Origin of the sequence: Pseudomonas sp. NEEL19, from assembly GCF_028751975.1 — a bacterium.
GTDB classification, from domain to species: Bacteria; Pseudomonadota; Gammaproteobacteria; order Pseudomonadales; family Pseudomonadaceae; genus Aquipseudomonas; species Aquipseudomonas juntendi.
In genome coordinates this window covers 3,045,559-3,062,564 of the sequence record NZ_CP081491.1, presented here as the reverse complement: position 1 = coordinate 3,062,564, position 17,006 = coordinate 3,045,559, and the positions used below count along the sequence as shown (strand labels likewise).

The 17,006-nt window shown below is 63.7% G+C and carries 17 protein-coding genes; 6 read left to right on the top strand and 11 right to left on the bottom strand.

The window, feature by feature from the left end; all coding sequences use genetic code 11:
- Nucleotides 1-100: 100 nt before the first annotated feature.
- From K4A76_RS13625 to K4A76_RS13585, 9 genes are all read right to left on the bottom strand, one after another.
- A complete protein-coding gene (locus tag K4A76_RS13625; protein WP_047150251.1) occupies nucleotides 101-664 on the bottom strand; it encodes an NUDIX hydrolase in 564 nt (187 codons plus the stop codon).
- A 22-nt stretch (nucleotides 665-686) separates the two neighbouring features.
- Nucleotides 687-1,433, bottom strand: a complete 747-nt coding sequence (locus K4A76_RS13620) for a GntR family transcriptional regulator (protein ID WP_009683726.1) — start codon at nucleotides 1,431-1,433, stop codon at nucleotides 687-689.
- A 90-nt stretch (nucleotides 1,434-1,523) separates the two neighbouring features.
- Nucleotides 1,524-1,913 carry a carboxymuconolactone decarboxylase family protein gene (locus K4A76_RS13615; RefSeq protein ID WP_009683727.1) on the bottom strand — a complete coding sequence of 130 codons (390 nt, stop codon included), beginning with the start codon at nucleotides 1,911-1,913 and terminating at the stop codon, nucleotides 1,524-1,526.
- Nucleotides 1,914-2,279: 366 nt separating this feature from the next.
- Complete coding sequence (locus tag K4A76_RS13610) at nucleotides 2,280-2,765, bottom strand: flavin reductase family protein (RefSeq protein ID WP_047150252.1); 486 nt, start codon at nucleotides 2,763-2,765, stop codon at nucleotides 2,280-2,282.
- Nucleotides 2,766-2,778: 13 nt separating this feature from the next.
- Nucleotides 2,779-4,260, bottom strand: a complete 1,482-nt coding sequence (locus K4A76_RS13605; RefSeq protein ID WP_054912259.1) for an aldehyde dehydrogenase — start codon at nucleotides 4,258-4,260, stop codon at nucleotides 2,779-2,781.
- Complete coding sequence (locus K4A76_RS13600) at nucleotides 4,257-5,090, bottom strand: alpha/beta fold hydrolase (RefSeq protein ID WP_029887620.1); 834 nt, start codon at nucleotides 5,088-5,090, stop codon at nucleotides 4,257-4,259. Before K4A76_RS13600 ends, K4A76_RS13605 begins: the two co-directional genes overlap by 4 nt.
- A gap of 68 nt (nucleotides 5,091-5,158) precedes the next feature.
- A complete protein-coding gene (locus K4A76_RS13595) occupies nucleotides 5,159-5,755 on the bottom strand; it encodes an amino acid synthesis family protein (RefSeq protein WP_029613156.1) in 597 nt (198 codons plus the stop codon).
- Between the two features lie 253 nt (nucleotides 5,756-6,008).
- Nucleotides 6,009-7,049 carry an LLM class flavin-dependent oxidoreductase gene (locus tag K4A76_RS13590; RefSeq protein ID WP_274410477.1) on the bottom strand — a complete coding sequence of 347 codons (1,041 nt, stop codon included), beginning with the start codon at nucleotides 7,047-7,049 and terminating at the stop codon, nucleotides 6,009-6,011.
- Between the two features lie 74 nt (nucleotides 7,050-7,123).
- A complete protein-coding gene (locus K4A76_RS13585; protein WP_274410476.1) occupies nucleotides 7,124-7,609 on the bottom strand; it encodes a flavin reductase family protein in 486 nt (161 codons plus the stop codon).
- A 316-nt stretch (nucleotides 7,610-7,925) separates the two neighbouring features.
- On the opposite strand from K4A76_RS13585, the gene K4A76_RS13580 reads away from it, so the two are divergent.
- A complete protein-coding gene (locus K4A76_RS13580; protein ID WP_274410475.1) occupies nucleotides 7,926-9,332 on the top strand; it encodes a purine-cytosine permease family protein in 1,407 nt (468 codons plus the stop codon).
- A gap of 247 nt (nucleotides 9,333-9,579) precedes the next feature.
- Here the strand turns inward: K4A76_RS13580 and K4A76_RS13575 are convergent, their stop codons facing one another.
- Together K4A76_RS13575 and K4A76_RS13570 are read right to left on the bottom strand one after the other, a co-directional pair.
- Complete coding sequence (locus K4A76_RS13575; protein ID WP_274410474.1) at nucleotides 9,580-11,205, bottom strand: methyl-accepting chemotaxis protein; 1,626 nt, start codon at nucleotides 11,203-11,205, stop codon at nucleotides 9,580-9,582.
- A gap of 276 nt (nucleotides 11,206-11,481) precedes the next feature.
- A complete protein-coding gene (locus tag K4A76_RS13570; RefSeq protein WP_274410473.1) occupies nucleotides 11,482-12,393 on the bottom strand; it encodes an AraC family transcriptional regulator in 912 nt (303 codons plus the stop codon).
- A gap of 101 nt (nucleotides 12,394-12,494) precedes the next feature.
- Between K4A76_RS13570 and K4A76_RS13565 the strand changes: the two genes are divergently transcribed.
- The 5 genes from K4A76_RS13565 to K4A76_RS13545 all read left to right on the top strand — a co-directional run bounded on the left by K4A76_RS13565 (nucleotide 12,495) and on the right by K4A76_RS13545 (nucleotide 16,983).
- Nucleotides 12,495-13,055, top strand: coding sequence for a carboxymuconolactone decarboxylase family protein (locus K4A76_RS13565; protein WP_009685599.1), 561 nt, complete (start codon nucleotides 12,495-12,497; stop codon nucleotides 13,053-13,055).
- A 98-nt stretch (nucleotides 13,056-13,153) separates the two neighbouring features.
- On the top strand, nucleotides 13,154-14,218 hold the full coding sequence (locus K4A76_RS13560; protein ID WP_274410472.1) for an acyl-CoA dehydrogenase family protein: 1,065 nt from the start codon (nucleotides 13,154-13,156) through the stop codon (nucleotides 14,216-14,218).
- Nucleotides 14,215-15,036, top strand: coding sequence for an ABC transporter ATP-binding protein (locus tag K4A76_RS13555; protein WP_274410471.1), 822 nt, complete (start codon nucleotides 14,215-14,217; stop codon nucleotides 15,034-15,036). Before K4A76_RS13560 ends, K4A76_RS13555 begins: the two co-directional genes overlap by 4 nt.
- Nucleotides 15,023-16,228 carry an ABC transporter substrate-binding protein gene (locus K4A76_RS13550; protein WP_274410470.1) on the top strand — a complete coding sequence of 402 codons (1,206 nt, stop codon included), beginning with the start codon at nucleotides 15,023-15,025 and terminating at the stop codon, nucleotides 16,226-16,228. The genes K4A76_RS13555 and K4A76_RS13550 overlap by 14 nt, the downstream gene beginning before the upstream one ends.
- Complete coding sequence (locus K4A76_RS13545) at nucleotides 16,228-16,983, top strand: ABC transporter permease (RefSeq protein ID WP_274410469.1); 756 nt, start codon at nucleotides 16,228-16,230, stop codon at nucleotides 16,981-16,983. The genes K4A76_RS13550 and K4A76_RS13545 overlap by 1 nt, the downstream gene beginning before the upstream one ends.
- Nucleotides 16,984-17,006: the final 23 nt, after the last annotated feature.

The window sequence follows — 17,006 nt, the reverse complement described above, 5'->3', positions numbered from 1 at the left end:
TGAAGGGCTTGGGGTAGAGGGGGTGCGCGTTGTGTGGGCGGTGATGGGTGAGCTTTGCTGGTGCGACCCGGGCATTTTTGGGGCACAGGGCCAGCACCGGCTAACGCATGAAGTGCACCTTGCCGGTATCGTCATTACCCATGTACATGCCATACACCCCAGCCTGCCGCTCCAGGATGTAACGTTCGAGAATCTGCCGGATCGCCGGGTAGTAGATCTGATCCCAAGGGATCTCATCCGGTGCGAAGAACTTGTACGCCAACGTTTCCGGCCCGTATTGCCCGGTTTCTTCGGTCACGATGGCGCGGAAGATGATGTAGACCTCGCTGATTTTCGGCACGCTGAAAATCGAGTACGGGGAAATGATGTCGGCCCGCACGCCGCTCTCTTCCCACACTTCGCGCAGCGCCGCCTGCTCGGTGGTCTCGCCAGCCTCCATGAAGCCCGCCGGCAAGGTCCAGGTGCCGGGGCGTGGCGGGATGGCACGCTGGCACAGCAGGTACTTGCCGTCGCGCTCGATGATGCACCCGGCGATGATCTTCGGGTTGATGTAGTGGATGTAGCCGCAGCCGCCACAATGCAGGCGTTCGTGGGTGTCACCTGCAGGAACGCCCCGGGCCAGTTCCTTGGTGCAGTGCGGGCAGTAGCGCGGGGCGTTAGGCATGATCAGCGGCCTGTGGGTGGCGTTAAATACGTGGATCCTTCAGCGCCAGGGGCTCGACGATGTCGCGCACCTTGACGTGGTCTTCCTGCTTCTGGCGCAGGTAATCCAGGGCTACCTTGGCAGCCGCACGCACATGGTCGACCGAGGCCTGGTGGGCAACCAGCGGGTCGCCACCCTTGATCGCCTCGACCATCTTTTCCATCTCGCGGTTGCTGGCGCCACGGCGGTTTTCCTGCGACACCGAGGTGGCGCGCAGGTAGCTGATGCGTGCCTGCAACTGGCGCAACTGCTGCGCCGCTACCTGGTTGCCGGAGCCTTCCAGCAGCACGTCGTAGAAGCCTTGAACCGAGTCCAGCACCTGCTGCAACTCGCCTTCTTCCAAGGCTTCGCGGTTGACCTCCAGCGCGCGTTCCAGGGCACGGATGTCCTTGGCCTTGGCGTTGAGGGTGAACAGCTGCACGATCAGGCCTTCGAGTACGCAACGCAGCTCGTAGATGTCGCGGGCGTCTTCCAGGGTGATGATGGCCACCCGTGGGCCCTTGGCGTCGGCGAATTCCACCAGGCCTTCGGATTCCAGGTGACGCAGCGCTTCGCGTACCGAGGTACGGCTGACCCCAAGGCGGTCGCAGAGGTCGCGTTCGACCAGGCGGTCGCCAGGCAGCAGGTGGAAGTTCATGATCGCCGCGCGCAGCTTGTCTAGCACGATTTCGCGCAGGGTAACGGGGTTGCGGTTGACCTTGAAGCTGTCGTCGAGTGGCTGGCGTTTCATCAAGTGCGCTCTTAAAGAGGCTGCCCGGCCGCAACCGCAATAGCACCACGAACCTTGGGTGCTCCTTGCGTGGGTTCGAACAGCCCGGTGTTAACGGGTTGGCTCCGCATCGGCTTCAGCGAACGCTTCGCGGGCCAGGCGGAAGCTGTCCACCGCCGCGGGCACGCCGCAATAAATGCCGACCTGGAGCAGGATCTCGCGAATCTGTTCACGGCTCAGGCCATTACGCAATGCGCCGCGAATGTGCAGCTTGAGCTCGTGGGGCCGGTTGAGCGCGGAAATCATGGCCAAGTTTATCATGCTGCGCTCTTTGAGCGAGAGGCCTTCACGGCCCCAGACGTGGCCCCAGCAGTATTCGGTGACCAGTTCCTGCAACGGCTTGGTGAAGTCGTCGGCGTTCTGAATCGAGCGGTTGACGTAGTCTTCGCCCAGTACCTGGGTGCGGATTTGCAGGCCTTTCTCGTACTTGTCATTGCTCATGCGCAGTGCTCCGGAATGAAACAGGGACATCGGCGGTGGCTTCTTCGCGGGCTTGCCCGCTCCCACAGGTAATGCGCAGGTCTCAGGAACTGCGCCGTCCCTGTGGGAGCGGGCAAGCCCGCGAAGCAGCCAACGCCGGCTCAAAGATCTATCAGCCCAAAGGCGGCAGGGCGCCCAGCTTGCCCTTGTGGTAAATCGTACTTGGCATTGCTCATGCGCAGTGCTCCGGAATGAAACAGGGACATCGGCGGTGGCTTCTTCGCGGGCTTGCCCGCTCCCACAGGTAATGCGCAGGTCTCAGGAACTGCGCCGTCCCTGTGGGAGCGGGCAAGCCCGCGAAGAAGCCAACGCCGGCTCAAAGGTCTATCAGCCCAAAGGCGGCAGGGCGCCCAGCTTGCCCTTGTGGTAAACCATCGGCGTTACCGGCTGCTCGGGTAGCACCAGGTTCTTCACCGCACCCACGATGATCGCATGGTCCCCGCCGTCATACTCGCGCCACAGTTCGCACTCGATGATCGCCGTGGCCTTCGCCAGCAGCGGGTTGCCCAGCTCGCTCAGGTGCCACTCGATGCCCTTGGCCTTGTCCTTGCCCTTGCCGGCAAACGCATAGGCCTCGGCGGTTTGCTCGGCCGACAGCAGGTGGATCGCGAACTGCTTGCTGTCGCGCAGGATCGGGTAGGTGTCAGAGGCGTAGTTGGGGCAGAACAGCACCAGCGCCGGGTCGATCGACAGGGCGCTGAAGGCACTGGCGGTGATGCCGACGATGCCTCCGTCGGCGTCCAGGGTGGTGACAACCGTGACGCCGGACGGGAAGGAGCCCATCACGTCTTTGTAGATGCCAGGTTCGATCATCTCGTGCTACCTCTTAGCGCATCACAAACGGGTCGGGCATGGGCGCGGTGGACAGGTTGATCCACACGGTCTTCAGCTCGGTATAGGCCAGCACCGAATCGATGCCACTCTCACGGCCGTAGCCGCTGTTCTTGAAACCGCCGATCGGGGCCATGGCCGACACGGCGCGGTAGGTGTTGACCCAGATGATGCCCGAGCGCACGTCACGGGCCAGGCGGTGGGCGCGGCCCAGGTCGCGGGTCCAGATACCGGCCGCCAGGCCGAACTGCGAGTCGTTGGCGATTTCCAGCGCCTGCTCCTCGGTCTTGAAGCGGATGACCGCCGCGACCGGGCCGAACACTTCTTCCTGCATGATGGTCATCGAGTTGCTGTCGCACTCGAACAGGGTCGGTTCGTAGAACCAGCCTTCGCCTTCGACCTCGGCCCGCTTGCCACCCATGTGCAGCTTGGCGCCTTCAGCCTTGGCCGCGGCGACCAGGCCTTCGACCACGGCCAACTGCTGCGCGGTCGCCATCGGGCCCATTTCGCTGGCATCGTCCTGCGGGTTGCCGATGCGGATACGCTTGGCGCGGGCGATCAGGCGCTCGACGAACTCGTCGAAGATCTCGTCCTGCACCAGCAGGCGCGAGCCGGCGACGCAGCTTTGCCCTGAGGCGGCATAGATGCCGGCCACAGCGCCGTTGATGGCGCTGTCCAGGTCGGCATCGGCGAAGATGATGTTCGGCGATTTGCCGCCCAGCTCCAGCGACAGCTTGGCGAAGTTCTCGGCACTGCTGCGCACCACGTGGCGGGCAGTGGCTGCACCGCCGGTGAAGGCGATCTTGCGCACCAGCGGGTGGCGGGTCAGCGCCGCGCCGGTGCTTGGACCGTAGCCGGTGACCACGTTGACGACACCCGGCGGGAAGCCGGCTTCCAGGGCCAGGCGGGCCAGCTCCAGGATGGTCGCCGAAGCGTGCTCGGACGGTTTGAGCACGATGGTGTTGCCGGCCGCCAGGGCCGGGGCCAGTTTGATCGCTGTAAGGTACAGCGGGCTGTTCCACGGGATGATGCCGGCGACCACACCGATCGGCTCGTGCACGGTGTAGGCGAACAGGTCGGGCTTGTCCAGCGGCAGGGTGCCACCTTCGAGCTTGTCGGCCAGGCCGGCGGTGTAGTGGAAGAACTCGGGCAGGTAACCGACCTGGCCGCGGGTTTCGCGAATCAGCTTGCCGTTGTCACGGCTCTCCAGCTGCGCCAGGTGCTCTTTGTTCTCGGCAATCAGGTCACCCAGGCGACGCAGCAGCTTGCCGCGCGCGGTGGCCGTGATGCTGCGCCACTGCTTGCTGTCGAAGGCACGCTGGGCGGCCTGCACGGCCAGCTCCACATCGGCCTCGTCGGCATCGGGCAACTGTGCCCAGGCCTGGGCGGTGGCCGGGTTGAGGCTGTCGAAGGTCTTGCCGCTCTGGGCATCGCGCCATTGGCCGTCGATGCACATCTGGAAACGAACGAGGGTCATGCAACAATCCCCTTGGCGGATTCGGTAAGGGTGCGGGCTTGCGCGAGGAAGTCCAGCAGCATCTTGTTGACTTCACGCGGTGCTTCCACCGCCATCATATGCCGTTGCTCGGCCAGCACCACACTGTGCGCACCTGGGATGCGCGCCGCGAGCTGGCGGGTCATGGCCGGTGTGGAGCCCGAGTCGAGCTCGCCGGTGGCGATCAGTGTCGGCACCTGGATGCTGCCCAGGTCGCTGGCGCGGTACATGTCCTGGGTGGCGAACAGCGAATAAGTGGTGTGGTAGCCCTGCGGGTCATTGCTCGCCAGTACCTGGCGGATAGCGGCGACCTGGGCCGGGTTGGCGGCCTTGTATTCACGGCTGAACCAGCGCTCGAGGGCGGCGTCGACGTTGGCGTCGGGGCCCAGTTCTGCGGCTTGGGCGGCGCGGGCGATAACGCCGGCGCTCTGCTCGGGGCTGCGGTTGAACACGCTGTTGAGAACCACCAGTGCCGCCAGGCGCTGCGGGTAGTTGAGGGCAAAGGCCCTGGCAACCAAGCCGCCCATGGAAAAGCCGATTACCGTGGCCTGGGCGATTTGCAGGTGGTCAAGCAGTTCGGCGAGCTGGTCGGCATAGCCTTCCAGCGGGGTATCGGCAGCCGGCACGCGGCTTTGCCCGTGGCCGAGCATGTCATAGGCGATGACGCGGTAGTCGTTGGCCAGGCCAACGAACTGACCGCCCCACATTTCCTTGTTCAGGCCCACGCCGTGGATCAGTACCACGGGTTGGCCCTGGCCGACGGACAGGTAGCTGGTGCCGGCAGGTGTGCGTTCAGCGACAGGCTGAATCATGGAGGGCGCTCCTTGAAGGTCGGGCGCGGCGGGTAAGCACGCCACGCCCCGGCCCGTCTTGGTTGTTGTTATTGAGCGCTGGCTTTTTCGGCAGCCAGTTCTTCCAGGTCGATGTAGCGGTTGCCGATGCGCGGGTGCAGGCGGCCGCCGTCGGCAGCGCCCAGCACCACGACGATTTCATCGGCACGCGGTGCGTCTTCGATCTGCATCTCCAGGGTGATGTAGTGCGAGCGCAGGCCCTCGTCGTCTTTCTGCATCATCGGGATCTGGATCGAGGTGCCTGGGCCACCACGCTTGTTGGTGAAGCTCAGGTAGCTCTTGGCCTGTACCGCTTCGCGGTAGTGGTTGCCAAAGCGCAGGGTGTGGATCACCGCCGAAGCGTGCTCGATTTCGCCATCGGCACCCACCACGGCGGCCTTGCCGTAGGCCTCGATCTTGTCGGCCCCACCAATGGCGGCAGTCAGGCGCTCGACCATCAGCGCGCCCAGCTCCGAGCAGTTGGCGCGGATTTCCGGCTTCAGATCTTCAACGAAACCGCGACCGGCCCATGGGTTCTTGATCACCACGGCCAGGCCGACCATGGTCACCGGCTTGTCGGTGGCCTTGCCGCCTTCGATGCGGGTCTCTTCGGAGTAGGTGACGATCTTGCGGATTTCGAAACTCATGGGTGGCTCCTGGTGAGGGTTATCAGCTCTTGTTGTCTGATGGTATACCATAATATTTGTTGTGCAAGAGGGGGGTGGAAATTTCTCTTGCGGGGGGGACGGGAGGTTGCTGGTCGTAAGCTGCAAGTCGAAAGTCGAAAGCAGATCTGCTTCTGCTTCTGCTTGTAGCTTGCCGCTAAAAAAGCCCGCTCGCGCAAGCCGCATGGGCCCACGGGAGCGGGCTGTGTCCCGCAATGTTTCAGGCAATGGGAATTCAGGCGAACGCCGGTACCACTTCCTTGATGAACAGTTCGAGGGACTTCTTCTTCTCGGCGTGGGGCAGGCTGTTGTCGCACCAGAAGCTGAACTCGTCGACACCCAGCTCCTGGTAATAGCGGATACGCGCGATGATCTCTTCCGGGGTGCCGATCATGGTGTTCTTGCGGATGTTCTCCAGCTGGAACGCCGGCACTTCGGCAAACTTGGACTCCGGGCTTGGCTCCAGGAAGCCGTTGACCGGGGTGGTCTTGTTGCCGAACCAGGCATCGAAGGTGCGGTAGAAGCGCGAAATGGCCTGGGCGCCGACCTTCCAGCCGTCCGGCTCGGCCGGGCTGTGCACGTGGGTGTGGCGCAGCACCATCAATTGCGGGCGCGGTACGTCGGGGTTGTTGTCCAGGGCGGCCTGGAACTTGTTCTTCAGGTCGAGTACTTCTTCGTCGCCCTTCATCAGCGGCGTGACCATGACGTTGCAGCCGTTGGCCACGGCAAAGTTGTGCGAGTCCGGGTCGCGGGCGGCGATCCACATGGGCGGCGTAGCGTTGAACGGCTTCGGTACGCTGGTGGAAGTGGGGAATTTGTAGACTTCGCCGTCGTGGGCATAGTCACCTTCCCAGAGCTTGCGCACCACCGGCACCATCTCGCGCAGGGCCTTGCCGCCGTCGGTGGCCGACATGCCACCGGCCATGCGGTCGAATTCGAACTGGTACGCGCCACGGGCCAGGCCCACTTCCATGCGGCCGTTGCTGATCACGTCGAGCAGGGCACATTCACCTGCCACGCGAATCGGGTTCCAGAACGGCGCGATGATGGTGCCGGCACCCAGGCGGATCTTTTCGGTGCGTGCCGCCAGGTACGCCAGCAACGGCATCGGGCTTGGCGAAATGGTGTATTCCATGGCGTGGTGTTCGCCGATCCACACGGTGCTGAAACCGCCGTCTTCGGCCATCAGGGTCAGTTCGGTCAGGTCTTCGAACAACTGGCGGTGGCTGACCTGTTCATCCCAACGTTCCATGTGTACGAACAACGAAAATTTCATGGGGCTTTCCTCAACGCTTGAAAGGGGCTGGCGCCAGGCAGGGTGGCGCCAGCTGTCTCGATTCACCATGGGCTTCAGGCCAAGGCCGGCAGGCTGGCCATCTTGCCGCGGCAATACACCATCGGCCGCGGCGCTTGGGCTGGAACGATCAGGTTGTGCACCTTGCCGACCATGATGGCGTGGTCGCCACCTTCGTATTCGCGCCACAGTTCGCACTCGATGACCGCCGTGGCGCCGGCCAGGATCGGGTTGCCCAGCTCGCTGAGGGTCCACTCGATACCGTTGGCCTTGTCTTTGCCTTTCTTGGCGAACGCATAGGCGTGTGCCTGCTGCTCACCCGAGAGCAGGTGAATGGCGAAGCGCTTCTGCTTGATCAGTATCGGGTAGGAATCGGAGCTGTAGTTGGGGCAGAACAGCACCAGCGGCGGCTCCATCGACAGGGAGGAAAATGCGCTGGCGGTCAGGCCGACGACCGAGCCGTCGTCGTCCAGGGTGGTGATGACGGTAACGCCGGACGGGAAGGAGCCCAGGACGTTCTTGTAGACGGTTGCGTCGATCATCGGGTTTACCTCTAAAAGGCTGCGGTGGTCCGCGGTTTTTATCGTTGATGTGTCTGATGGTATACCGTAATACCTTTTTTGCAAGCAGAATTTTCAGCCGCACATTTTCACGATGAGCGGCGCAAGGCCACGGAATACGGGGCTTTGCTCGGTATGGTGGTTTGTCGCAGGGGTTTTTCAAGCAGAACAGTGGCCGCTTTTTCGTGCGGATCAGTGTTGTCAAAAGTTTGGAATACCATAATATGGTCCGCAGCTGAGAGGCCGCCTAGATGCGGTTTCCTTACAACGATAAAAACGACCTTTCGAGCTGAAAACCATGTCCCAACCGTCGTCGCAACACCAGTTTGTCGAGAATCACACGGTCGATTATGTGCCACCTGCCGAGCGCCATGGGAAGGCGCGCGACCTGTTCACCCTCTGGTTCAGCACCAACATTGCGCCACTGCCGATCGTCACCGGTGCCATGGTGGTACAGGTGTTCCACCTGAACCTGTTGTGGGGGCTGGTGGCCATCGTGCTGGGCCATCTTGTAGGGGGCGTGGTCATCGCCCTGGCCTCTGCGCAGGGACCGCAGCTGGGCATTCCGCAGATGGTGCAGAGCCGTGGCCAGTTCGGCCGCTATGGCGCCTTGCTGATCGTGTTCTTCACGGCGTTGATCTATGTTGGCTTCTTCATTTCCAACATCGTGTTGGCCGGCAAGACCATCCACGGCATCAGCCCGAGCGTGCCGATGCCAGGGGCGATCGTGATCGGCGCCTTGAGCGCCACCGCCATCGGCGTGGTCGGCTACCGTTTCATCCACATCCTCAACCGTATCGGCACCTGGGTGATGGGCTCGGCACTGCTGGCCGGCTTCATCATGATGTTCATCCAGGACCTGCCTGCCGATTTCTTCAGCCGCGGCGCCTTCAACCTGTCGGGCTTCATCGCCACCGTCTCGCTGGGTGTGATCTGGCAGATCAGCTTCTCGCCGTATACCTCCGACTACTCACGCTACCTGCCGCGTGAAGTCGGCATTGCCAAGCCGTTCTGGGCGACTTATTTCGGCGCTACCCTGGGCACCATCTTGTGCTTCAGCTTCGGTGCGGTGGCGGTGCTGTGCGTGCCGCAAGGCACCGATGCGATGGACGCGGTGAAGCAGGCCACCGGCTGGCTGGGGCCGATCCTGATGGTGCTGTTCCTGCTCAACATCATCAGCCACAACGCCCTCAACCTGTATGGCGCGGTGCTGTCGATCGTGACTGCAATCCAGACCTTCTTTGCCCAGTGGACCCCCAGCGTGAAGGTTCGGGTGATCCTGGCCTCGGTCATACTGCTGGGCTGCGGTATGGTCGCGCTGAACGCCTCGGCAGACTTCATCGGCCAGTTCATCGGCCTGATCCTGGCGCTGCTGTTGGTGCTGGTGCCGTGGGCCTCGATCAACCTGATCGACTTCTACCTGATCAAGAAGGGCCAGTACGACATCGCCTCGATCTTCAGTGCCGACGGCGGCATCTATGGCCGCTTCAATCACCATGCGATCGTTGCCTATGCCTGCGGCATCCTGGTGCAGCTGCCGTTTGCCAATACCTCGCTGTATGTCGGGCCGTACTCCAACCTGGTCGAAGGCGCCGACCTGTCCTGGCTGTTCGGCTTGCTGGTGACGGTGCCGCTGTACTACTGCCTGGCCACGCGCAGCAAGGCTGGCGAGAAGGCGGGGCGGGTTTTGAGTGTGAACGACTGATAGTCACGTGAGGCTGCAACAGGGGCTGCTTCGCAGCCCATCGCAGGCAAGCCAGCTCCCACAGGGGTCGCATCAGGGCTGATAGGTGTTTGTCACAAGATATGCAGTGCCTGTGAGATGCTGCGGGTACCCTTGCCAGAAACCATAGAATCTCCCACAGGTACCGCGCAAACCCTGGCCTTGACGCAACCTCTGTAGGAGCTGGCTTGCCTGCGATGGGCCGCGATGCGGCCCCGGCTATTTCAGATCAGACCTTGAACTGTGCCACCATGCCATTCAGGTCCACGGCAAGGCGCGACAGGTCCTGCGCTGCCGCACTGGTCTGGTTGGCCCCCGCCGAGGTCTGCATGGCCAGGTCACGGATATTCACCAGGTTGCGGTCCACCTCACGGGCCACCTGCGCCTGTTGTTCCGAGGCACTGGCTATCACCAGGTTACGCTGGTTGATCGAGGCCATCGCTTCGGCAATCACCTCCAGCGCCTGCCCGGCGCCCTCGGCCACTTCCAGCGTGCCCGTGGCACGCCCCTGGCTGCTGTGCATCGCGGTCACCGCGCGCTCGGTGCCGTTCTGGATCCCGGCAATCATCTGCTCGATTTCGGCCGTCGACTGCTGGGTGCGGTGGGCGAGGGCACGAACTTCGTCCGCCACCACCGCAAAGCCACGGCCTGCCTCACCGGCGCGGGCGGCTTCGATGGCGGCGTTGAGCGCCAGCAGGTTGGTCTGCCCGGCAATTGCACCGATCACATCCAGCACCCGGCTGATCTCGTTGGCATTGCTGGCCAGCTGTTCGATTTCGCTGGAAGTGCCGGTCACGTCCGCCACCAGGTGCTGGATGGAGGCCAGCGCCTGGTTGACCCGGTCGCGGCCATCGCGGGTAGTCTGGTCGGCACCTCTGGAAGCGTCTGCGGTGCTCACCGCGTTGTTGGCCACTTCTTCGACCGCCGCGGTCATCTGGTTCACGGCCGTGGCCGCCTGGTCGATTTCGGCACTTTGCTGGTGCAAGCCGCGGCTGGTGTCTTCGGTAACGGTGTGCAGCTCTTCGGACGCCGAGGCCAGTTGGTCGGACGAGGCGGCTATCTGCCGAATGGTATCGCGCAGGCTGGTCTGCATGCGGCTCAACGCGCGCAGCAGCAAGGCCGGTTCGTCACGGCCCACCACCTGTATTTCGCGAGTCAGGTCGCCGGTGGCCACGCGTTCAGCCACGGCCACGGCCTCGGCCAGCGGCCGCACGATACTGCGGGTGAGCAGGGTGGCGATGGCGGCAAGCGCCAGAACAATCACCAACAGCGCGCCTATCAGCGCCTGGAACGCTTCGTCAGCCACATCGCTGCTGCGCTGCGAGGCTTGCTCGGCACTTGTGCCGTTGTAGGCAATCAGCGCGGTCATGGCCTGCATCATGCTATCGGCGCTTTGGGTCAGCGGCCCGCTGATCAGTTGCCTGGCGTCGTCCATCCGCCCGCTGGTGAGCCCCTGCAGCACACGCCCCTGTACGTCGGAATACTGCTGATGGGCAGTCATGAAAGCGTTAAACAGGGTTTGGTCATCGGTGGCAGCTACCATGCCAGCGTAATGCTTCAAGCCCTTGGAAAGCTCGATGTTGATGCTGTCCAGCATCTGCAGGTTGCGCTTGCGATCATCGCTGTTGTCGTCGAGCGCGGCACGTAACGTAAGGGCGCGGGCGCGGCCCAGGTCGGTGCTGATTCCATTGAGGGCTACCACTGCCGGCATCCAGGTCACCCGGATCTCGTCCGTAGCGCTGTCCATCTGCCGGGTTTCGTAAAGTGCGATCAGGCCCATCACCAGCACCAGAACGCCCAACAGGGTGAATGCGCTTGCTGCGCGAATGCCGATCTTCAAATTCCTTAACTGCATGAGGTACTCCTTGATGGTGGCGTGCAGGCCTCGAGAACGCAGGCGGCTACCGGTGTCACCGCAGTGGCGCCAGGCTCGGGATGCACCGCAAAGTCGATTGTAGGTCTCACCCTCTTTACTGTTTTTGGATGCGATGATGCCATATGGCCATCATTCTTGAACAGGCATTCAAGTTACGGGATCTGCTGATAAACCCAAGGAAAATTATCGGTTTTATCCGGGAAATCAGCTTCAACGTGGCGCCTTGCAAGCCGGCTTGCGGCGCAGTAGAGCCGCTTAACGCCTTTCGTGGCCGCGCCGGTAGGCCCCTGGCTGTATGCCTACTGCCTTGGCGAAGGCCCGGGTAAAAGCGGCCACCGATTGGTACCCCACCTGTGCACCCACTTGCTCCACCGTGTTGCCCGCCTGCAGCAACCGGCAAGCATGGCGCATGCGCAACGCCAGCAGCACTTGGCCTGGCGACTGCCCGGCCAGCTCGCTGAAGCGTTTGAAGAAAGCCGAGCGCGACAACCCGGTGCAGGCCGCCATGCTCTCCAGTGTCCAGGCTTGGCCGGGTTGCTCGATCAGTTGCTCGAGCAACCCGGCGAACGCCGGCTGCCGAGCAAGCGCGATCAGCCCGCCCAGGGGCTGCCCGGCATGCACTTGCTGGCGCAGTGCATACAGAAAGAGCAAGTGCGTCAGGCGCTCCAGAAAGGTTTGCGAAGGCCCGGTTTGGCGTTGGCATTCGTCCAGGATCAGCCCGAACAACGCCCCCGCCGCGCTCCCGGCGGGGTCTTCGGCACGCAGCAGGATCCAGTCGGCCAGGCCCTCGACAATCAGCGAAGACAAACCCGACTGGAAACGGAAGAAGCCACAGACCAGGCCGACCCCATCGCTGGCGGCGCTGTCCAGCGCCTGCATGGTTTGACGCGGTTGCGCACAGGCGCCTGCCGCGTCCTTGTCGCTGGACAGGCGATAACCCAGGTCGCGCAACAGGAATACGGCGTCGCCTTTTCTCAGGCACACCGGCTGCGCCTGGCCGTCGAGGTGCAGCCAGCAATCGCCCTGCACCACCAAGTGGAAGCTGGCATGGCCCATACCCTGGGTGCTGGCGTGCCAGCCGCCACAGTAGCGGCCGACATGAAACAGGCTGGCATCCAGCTCCAGGCCTTCTAATAACCAATCGACGAGCGCGGCGGACGAAATCATCTAATGCAAAGACTCAGGAGCAAGGAAAGGCGACTGATGAATATGGAGGGTACTTCTTATAACCACCAGACTGTAGTGACATCCATCAGGGAGACCACTCCATGTCCTCGCGCATTACCTTACACACCCTGGAAAGCGCCCCGGAAGCAGCGCGCCCGTTCCTTGAGAACGCGCAGAAGAATTCGGGCTTCATCCCCAACCTGCTCGGCGTGCTGGCCAACGCGCCAGCGGCACTGGAAACCTACGTGACCGTTTCGGCATTGAACGGCAAGTCCGACCTGAGCCTGGCCGACCGCGAAGTGGTGCAACTGATTGCCGCCACCCAACATGGCTGTGATTTCTGTGTGGCGGGGCACACCGCCGTGGCGTTGAACAAGGCCAAGCTGCCGCAGGAGGTGGTCGATGCCCTGCGGGCCCGCGGCGAGCTGCCCAATGCCCGTTACGAAGCCCTGGCCGCCTTCGCCCGCGAAGTGATCGCGACCCGCGGCAATGTGAGCCAGGCCACTTACCAGGCATTCCGGGATGCCGGCTTCAGCGAAGGCAATGCGCTGGAAGTGATTCTTGGCGTGAGCCTCGCAACCCTGTGCAACTTTGCTAATGTGTTCGCCCAAACGCCGCTCAATGACGAGCTTGGCAAGTACCGCTGGCAGCCCACTGCATGATCTGCCCCTGCTAGCGGCGGTACAGCGGTAGTTGTAGGAGTGGCCATGTGCCGCAAAGGGGCCGTTAGGCGGCCCGGCGTTCTCAAAGGAGCAAGACCATGCAGGATTGTGCATTTCGACAGTGGCTGGATGCCAATGCCGAGGCCATAGATCGGGGCCTGTGCGAGCCGCAGCACGTGCTGGCGCAAATCGCCGAATCGCAACTGCTGCGCGTGGGCGTCGACCCGGCCCTGGGGGGTACGGGTGGGCAGGTGACCGACGCCGTCGAGGCCATCGCTGCCATTGCCAGCCGCTCGCTGGCTGCCGCTTTCGTGTGTTGGGGCCAGCGCGCCTTTATCGAGTACCTGTTGCAAAGCCCCAACCAGCCGCTGCGCGCGCGCTTGCTGCCACAGCTGTTGGCCGGCGAGCTGGCCGGTGCCACCGGCCTGTCCAATGCCATGAAGTTCCTCTCTGGCATCGAAGCCCTGCAAGTGCGCGGCCGTCCGGCGGGCGATGGCTGGCACCTGGAGGGCCGCCTGCACTGGGTGACCAACCTGCGCAAGAGTGGGTTCGTGGTAGCGGCGGCCATCGAGGACGACGCGGGCGGTGCTCCGTTCGTACTGGCCATTCCTTCGGATGCCCAGGGCCTGCAACGTTCCGACGATTTGCAACTGATGGGCTTGCAGTCGAGCAACACCGCTGCCTTGGCCTTCCACCAGGTGCCGCTGGCACGTGACTGGTTGCTGCACGAAAATGCCCGCGCGTTCCTGCCGCAGGTACGCCCGGCCTTCCTGGCGTTGCAGTGCGGCATGGCCATTGGCCTGGCGCGCCGGGCACTAGACGAAGTGCAGGCCCACCTGCAGGGGCGTGCCTCATTCCTGGACGAAGCCCGCCAGGTGCTCAGCGAGCGCCTGGAGAATACCGTCAGCGAACTCAAGCAAGGTTTGCTCGACGGCCGCTTCCTGCAACAACCGGCAGCTTTGTTCAAGCTGCGTATCACCCTGGCCGAAAGTGCCGCCGACGCGGTGCAACTGGAATTGCAGGCCAGTGGTGGCAAAGCCTACCTCAGCGAGTATGGCGAAGGCTTTGCCCGCCGCTGGCGCGAATCGGCGTTCGTGCCGATCGTCACGCCCAGCCTGGTGCAGCTGCGGGCCGAGCTGCACCGCCAGGCAGGCGCCGCATGAGTGCAATGTTGCTCGAAGCCCGTGACATCAGCCTGGGCTACCCGGGCGAGGGCGGCTGGCAGCAAGTGCTGGCGCAGTTCGACCTGCAGTTGGGGCGCGGCGAGGTGGTGAGCATTCTGGGCCCCAGCGGCGTTGGCAAGTCCAGCCTGTTGCGGGTATTGGCCGGCCTGCAGCAGCCGAGTGGTGGCAGCGTGCGGCTGCATGGCCAGCCGCTGCAGGGCCCACACCCGCGCCTGGCGGTAGCCTTCCAGGACCCCAGCCTGCTGCCTTGGCTGAGCCTGGAGAAAAACGTCGCCTTCGGCTTGGACTTCGCCCGCCAGCCCAAGCTGGCGGCTGCCGAACGCCGTGCACGTATCGACCACGCTATCGCCGCCGTGGGCCTGGGCCACGCCCGCAGCCATTACCCGGCGCAGCTGTCTGGCGGCATGGCCCAGCGGACCGCGCTGGCCCGTTGCCTGGCACGGCAGCCCGAAGTGCTGTTGCTCGACGAACCGTTCGGCGCGCTGGATGAAGTCACCCGTGCCGACATGCAGCAATTGCTGCTGCAATTGATCGCCACCCACAACACGGCGGCGGTACTGATCACCCACGATATCGACGAAGCCCTGTTGCTGTCCGACCGTGTGCTGCTGCTGGGCGACCATCCAGCGCACATCCTCGGCCAGTGGCAGATCGGCCTGCCGCAGCCGCGCACGCAGCGGGTAGAAGAACTGGGCGCCTTGCGCATCGAAATCCTCAAGACGCTCCGGCGAGCAAGCCGCACGGTCGAACCCACCCCAACCCCACAGGCCTCGGAGGCTGTCCATGTGCATGGATGACTGCTGTTCCTCGTCTTCACGACGTGATTTTCTCAAGCTGGGCGCCATGCTCACCGCCGCCGGTGCACTGCCGTTGCTGTCGAGCCTGCAGGCCCGCGCCGCTGCCGAACCGGACGCGCCGGTACGTATCGGCTACCTGCCGATCACCGACGCCACGCCCTTGCTGGTGGCGCACAACAACGGCCTGTTCGAAGCCGAGGGTATCAAGGCCGAACGCCCGGTATTGCTGCGCAGTTGGGCACAGGTGATCGAGGCGTTCATCTCTGGCCAGGTGAACGTGATTCACCTGCTGTCGCCGATGACCGTGTGGGCGCGCTATGCCAGCAAGGTGCCGGCCAAGGTGGTGGCGTGGAACCACGTGGGCGGTTCGGGCCTAACCGTCGCCCCCGACATCAGCGACATGAAGCAACTGGGTGGCAAGACCGTGGCCATACCCTTCTGGTACTCGATCCATAATGTCGTGCTGCAGCAGATGCTCAACGACAACGGCCTGACACCGGTGTCGAAGCCGGCCAGTGCGGCATTGGCAGACAATGAAGTGAACCTGCTGGTGTTGCCGCCCTCCGACATGCCACCGGCCCTGGCCAGCAAGCGCATAGCCGGTTACATCGTCGCCGAGCCGTTCAACGCCCTGGCCGAGAACCTCAAGGTTGGCCGCGTGCAGCGCTTCACGGGCGATGTCTGGCGCAACCATGCCTGCTGCGTGGTGTTCATGCACGAACACGACCTCGACAACCGCCCCGAGTGGTCGCAGAAGGTGGTCAATGCCATCGTCAAGGCCCAGCACTGGACCCGCGACCACCGCGCCGAAGCAGCAGCCTTGCTGTCGCGTGCTGGCGCCAACAAGTACACGCCCCATGACCCGGCGGTGCTGGCAAAGGTCCTTGCCCCGGCGGCCGAGGACCGTGCCGGCTACATCGCCAGCGGCGCTATTCGCCACCAGCAGTGGGACGAAAAGCGCATCGATTTCCAGCCTTACCCGTTCCCGAGCTACACCGAAGCACTGGTCAAGCGCTTGCAGCGCACCCTGATCGAAGGTGACCACGCGTTCCTCGCCGGCCTGGACCCGGCGCAGACTGCCCGCGACCTGGTGGATGACCGTTTCGTGCGTAACGCCATTGCCGCCGTGGGCGGGCCCTCGGTGTTCGGCATAGCCGACAACTACGAGCGCAGCGAGGAGTTCGCCGTCTGATGCGTACGCATGTGGTACATGCCGGGCTGGGCCTGGTCGGGTTGCTGGGCTTGCTGGCACTGTGGTGGGCCGGGGTCGCCGTGTTCGGCCAGGCTGATGGCCTGTCGGCCCGGTTTGCACCGCAGGCCACGTTGGCCAGCCTGGTCGAGCTGCTGGGGCAGGGCGAGGTCTACGGGCATATCTGGGTCAGCCTCAAGCGCATCCTGGTCGGTTTGTTGCTGGCGTTGCTGATTGGTGTGCCGTTGGGGTTGCTGGTAGGCAGCTACCGGCGCCTGGAGGCGGCGACCACGCCGGCATTCCAGTTCCTGCGCATGATCTCGCCGTTGTCGTGGATGCCGGTGGTGGTGATGCTGATGGGCGTGGGTGACCAGCCGATCTACTTTTTGCTGGCGTTCGCCGCGTTGTGGCCGATCCTGCTCAACACCGCCGCTGGGGTGCGGCAACTGGACCCGCGCTGGCTGCAGTTGAGCCGCAGCCTGAGTGCCACGCGCTGGGAAACCTTGTGCAAGGTGATCGTGCCGGGGGTGATTGGCCATGTGCTGACGGGCGTGCGCCTGGCCATCGGGATCCTGTGGATCGTGCTGGTGCCCTGCGAGATGCTGGGGGTCAGTGCAGGGCTGGGCTATTTCATTCTCGATACCCGCGACCGCCTGGCGTACTCCGAGCTGATGGCCATGGTGCTGTTGATCGGTGTGCTGGGCTTTCTGCTCGATGCCCTGGCGCGCGGGCTGCACCGGCGCTGGGTGCATGGCTGAGCCGCCGGGCCGCGCCGAGCTTG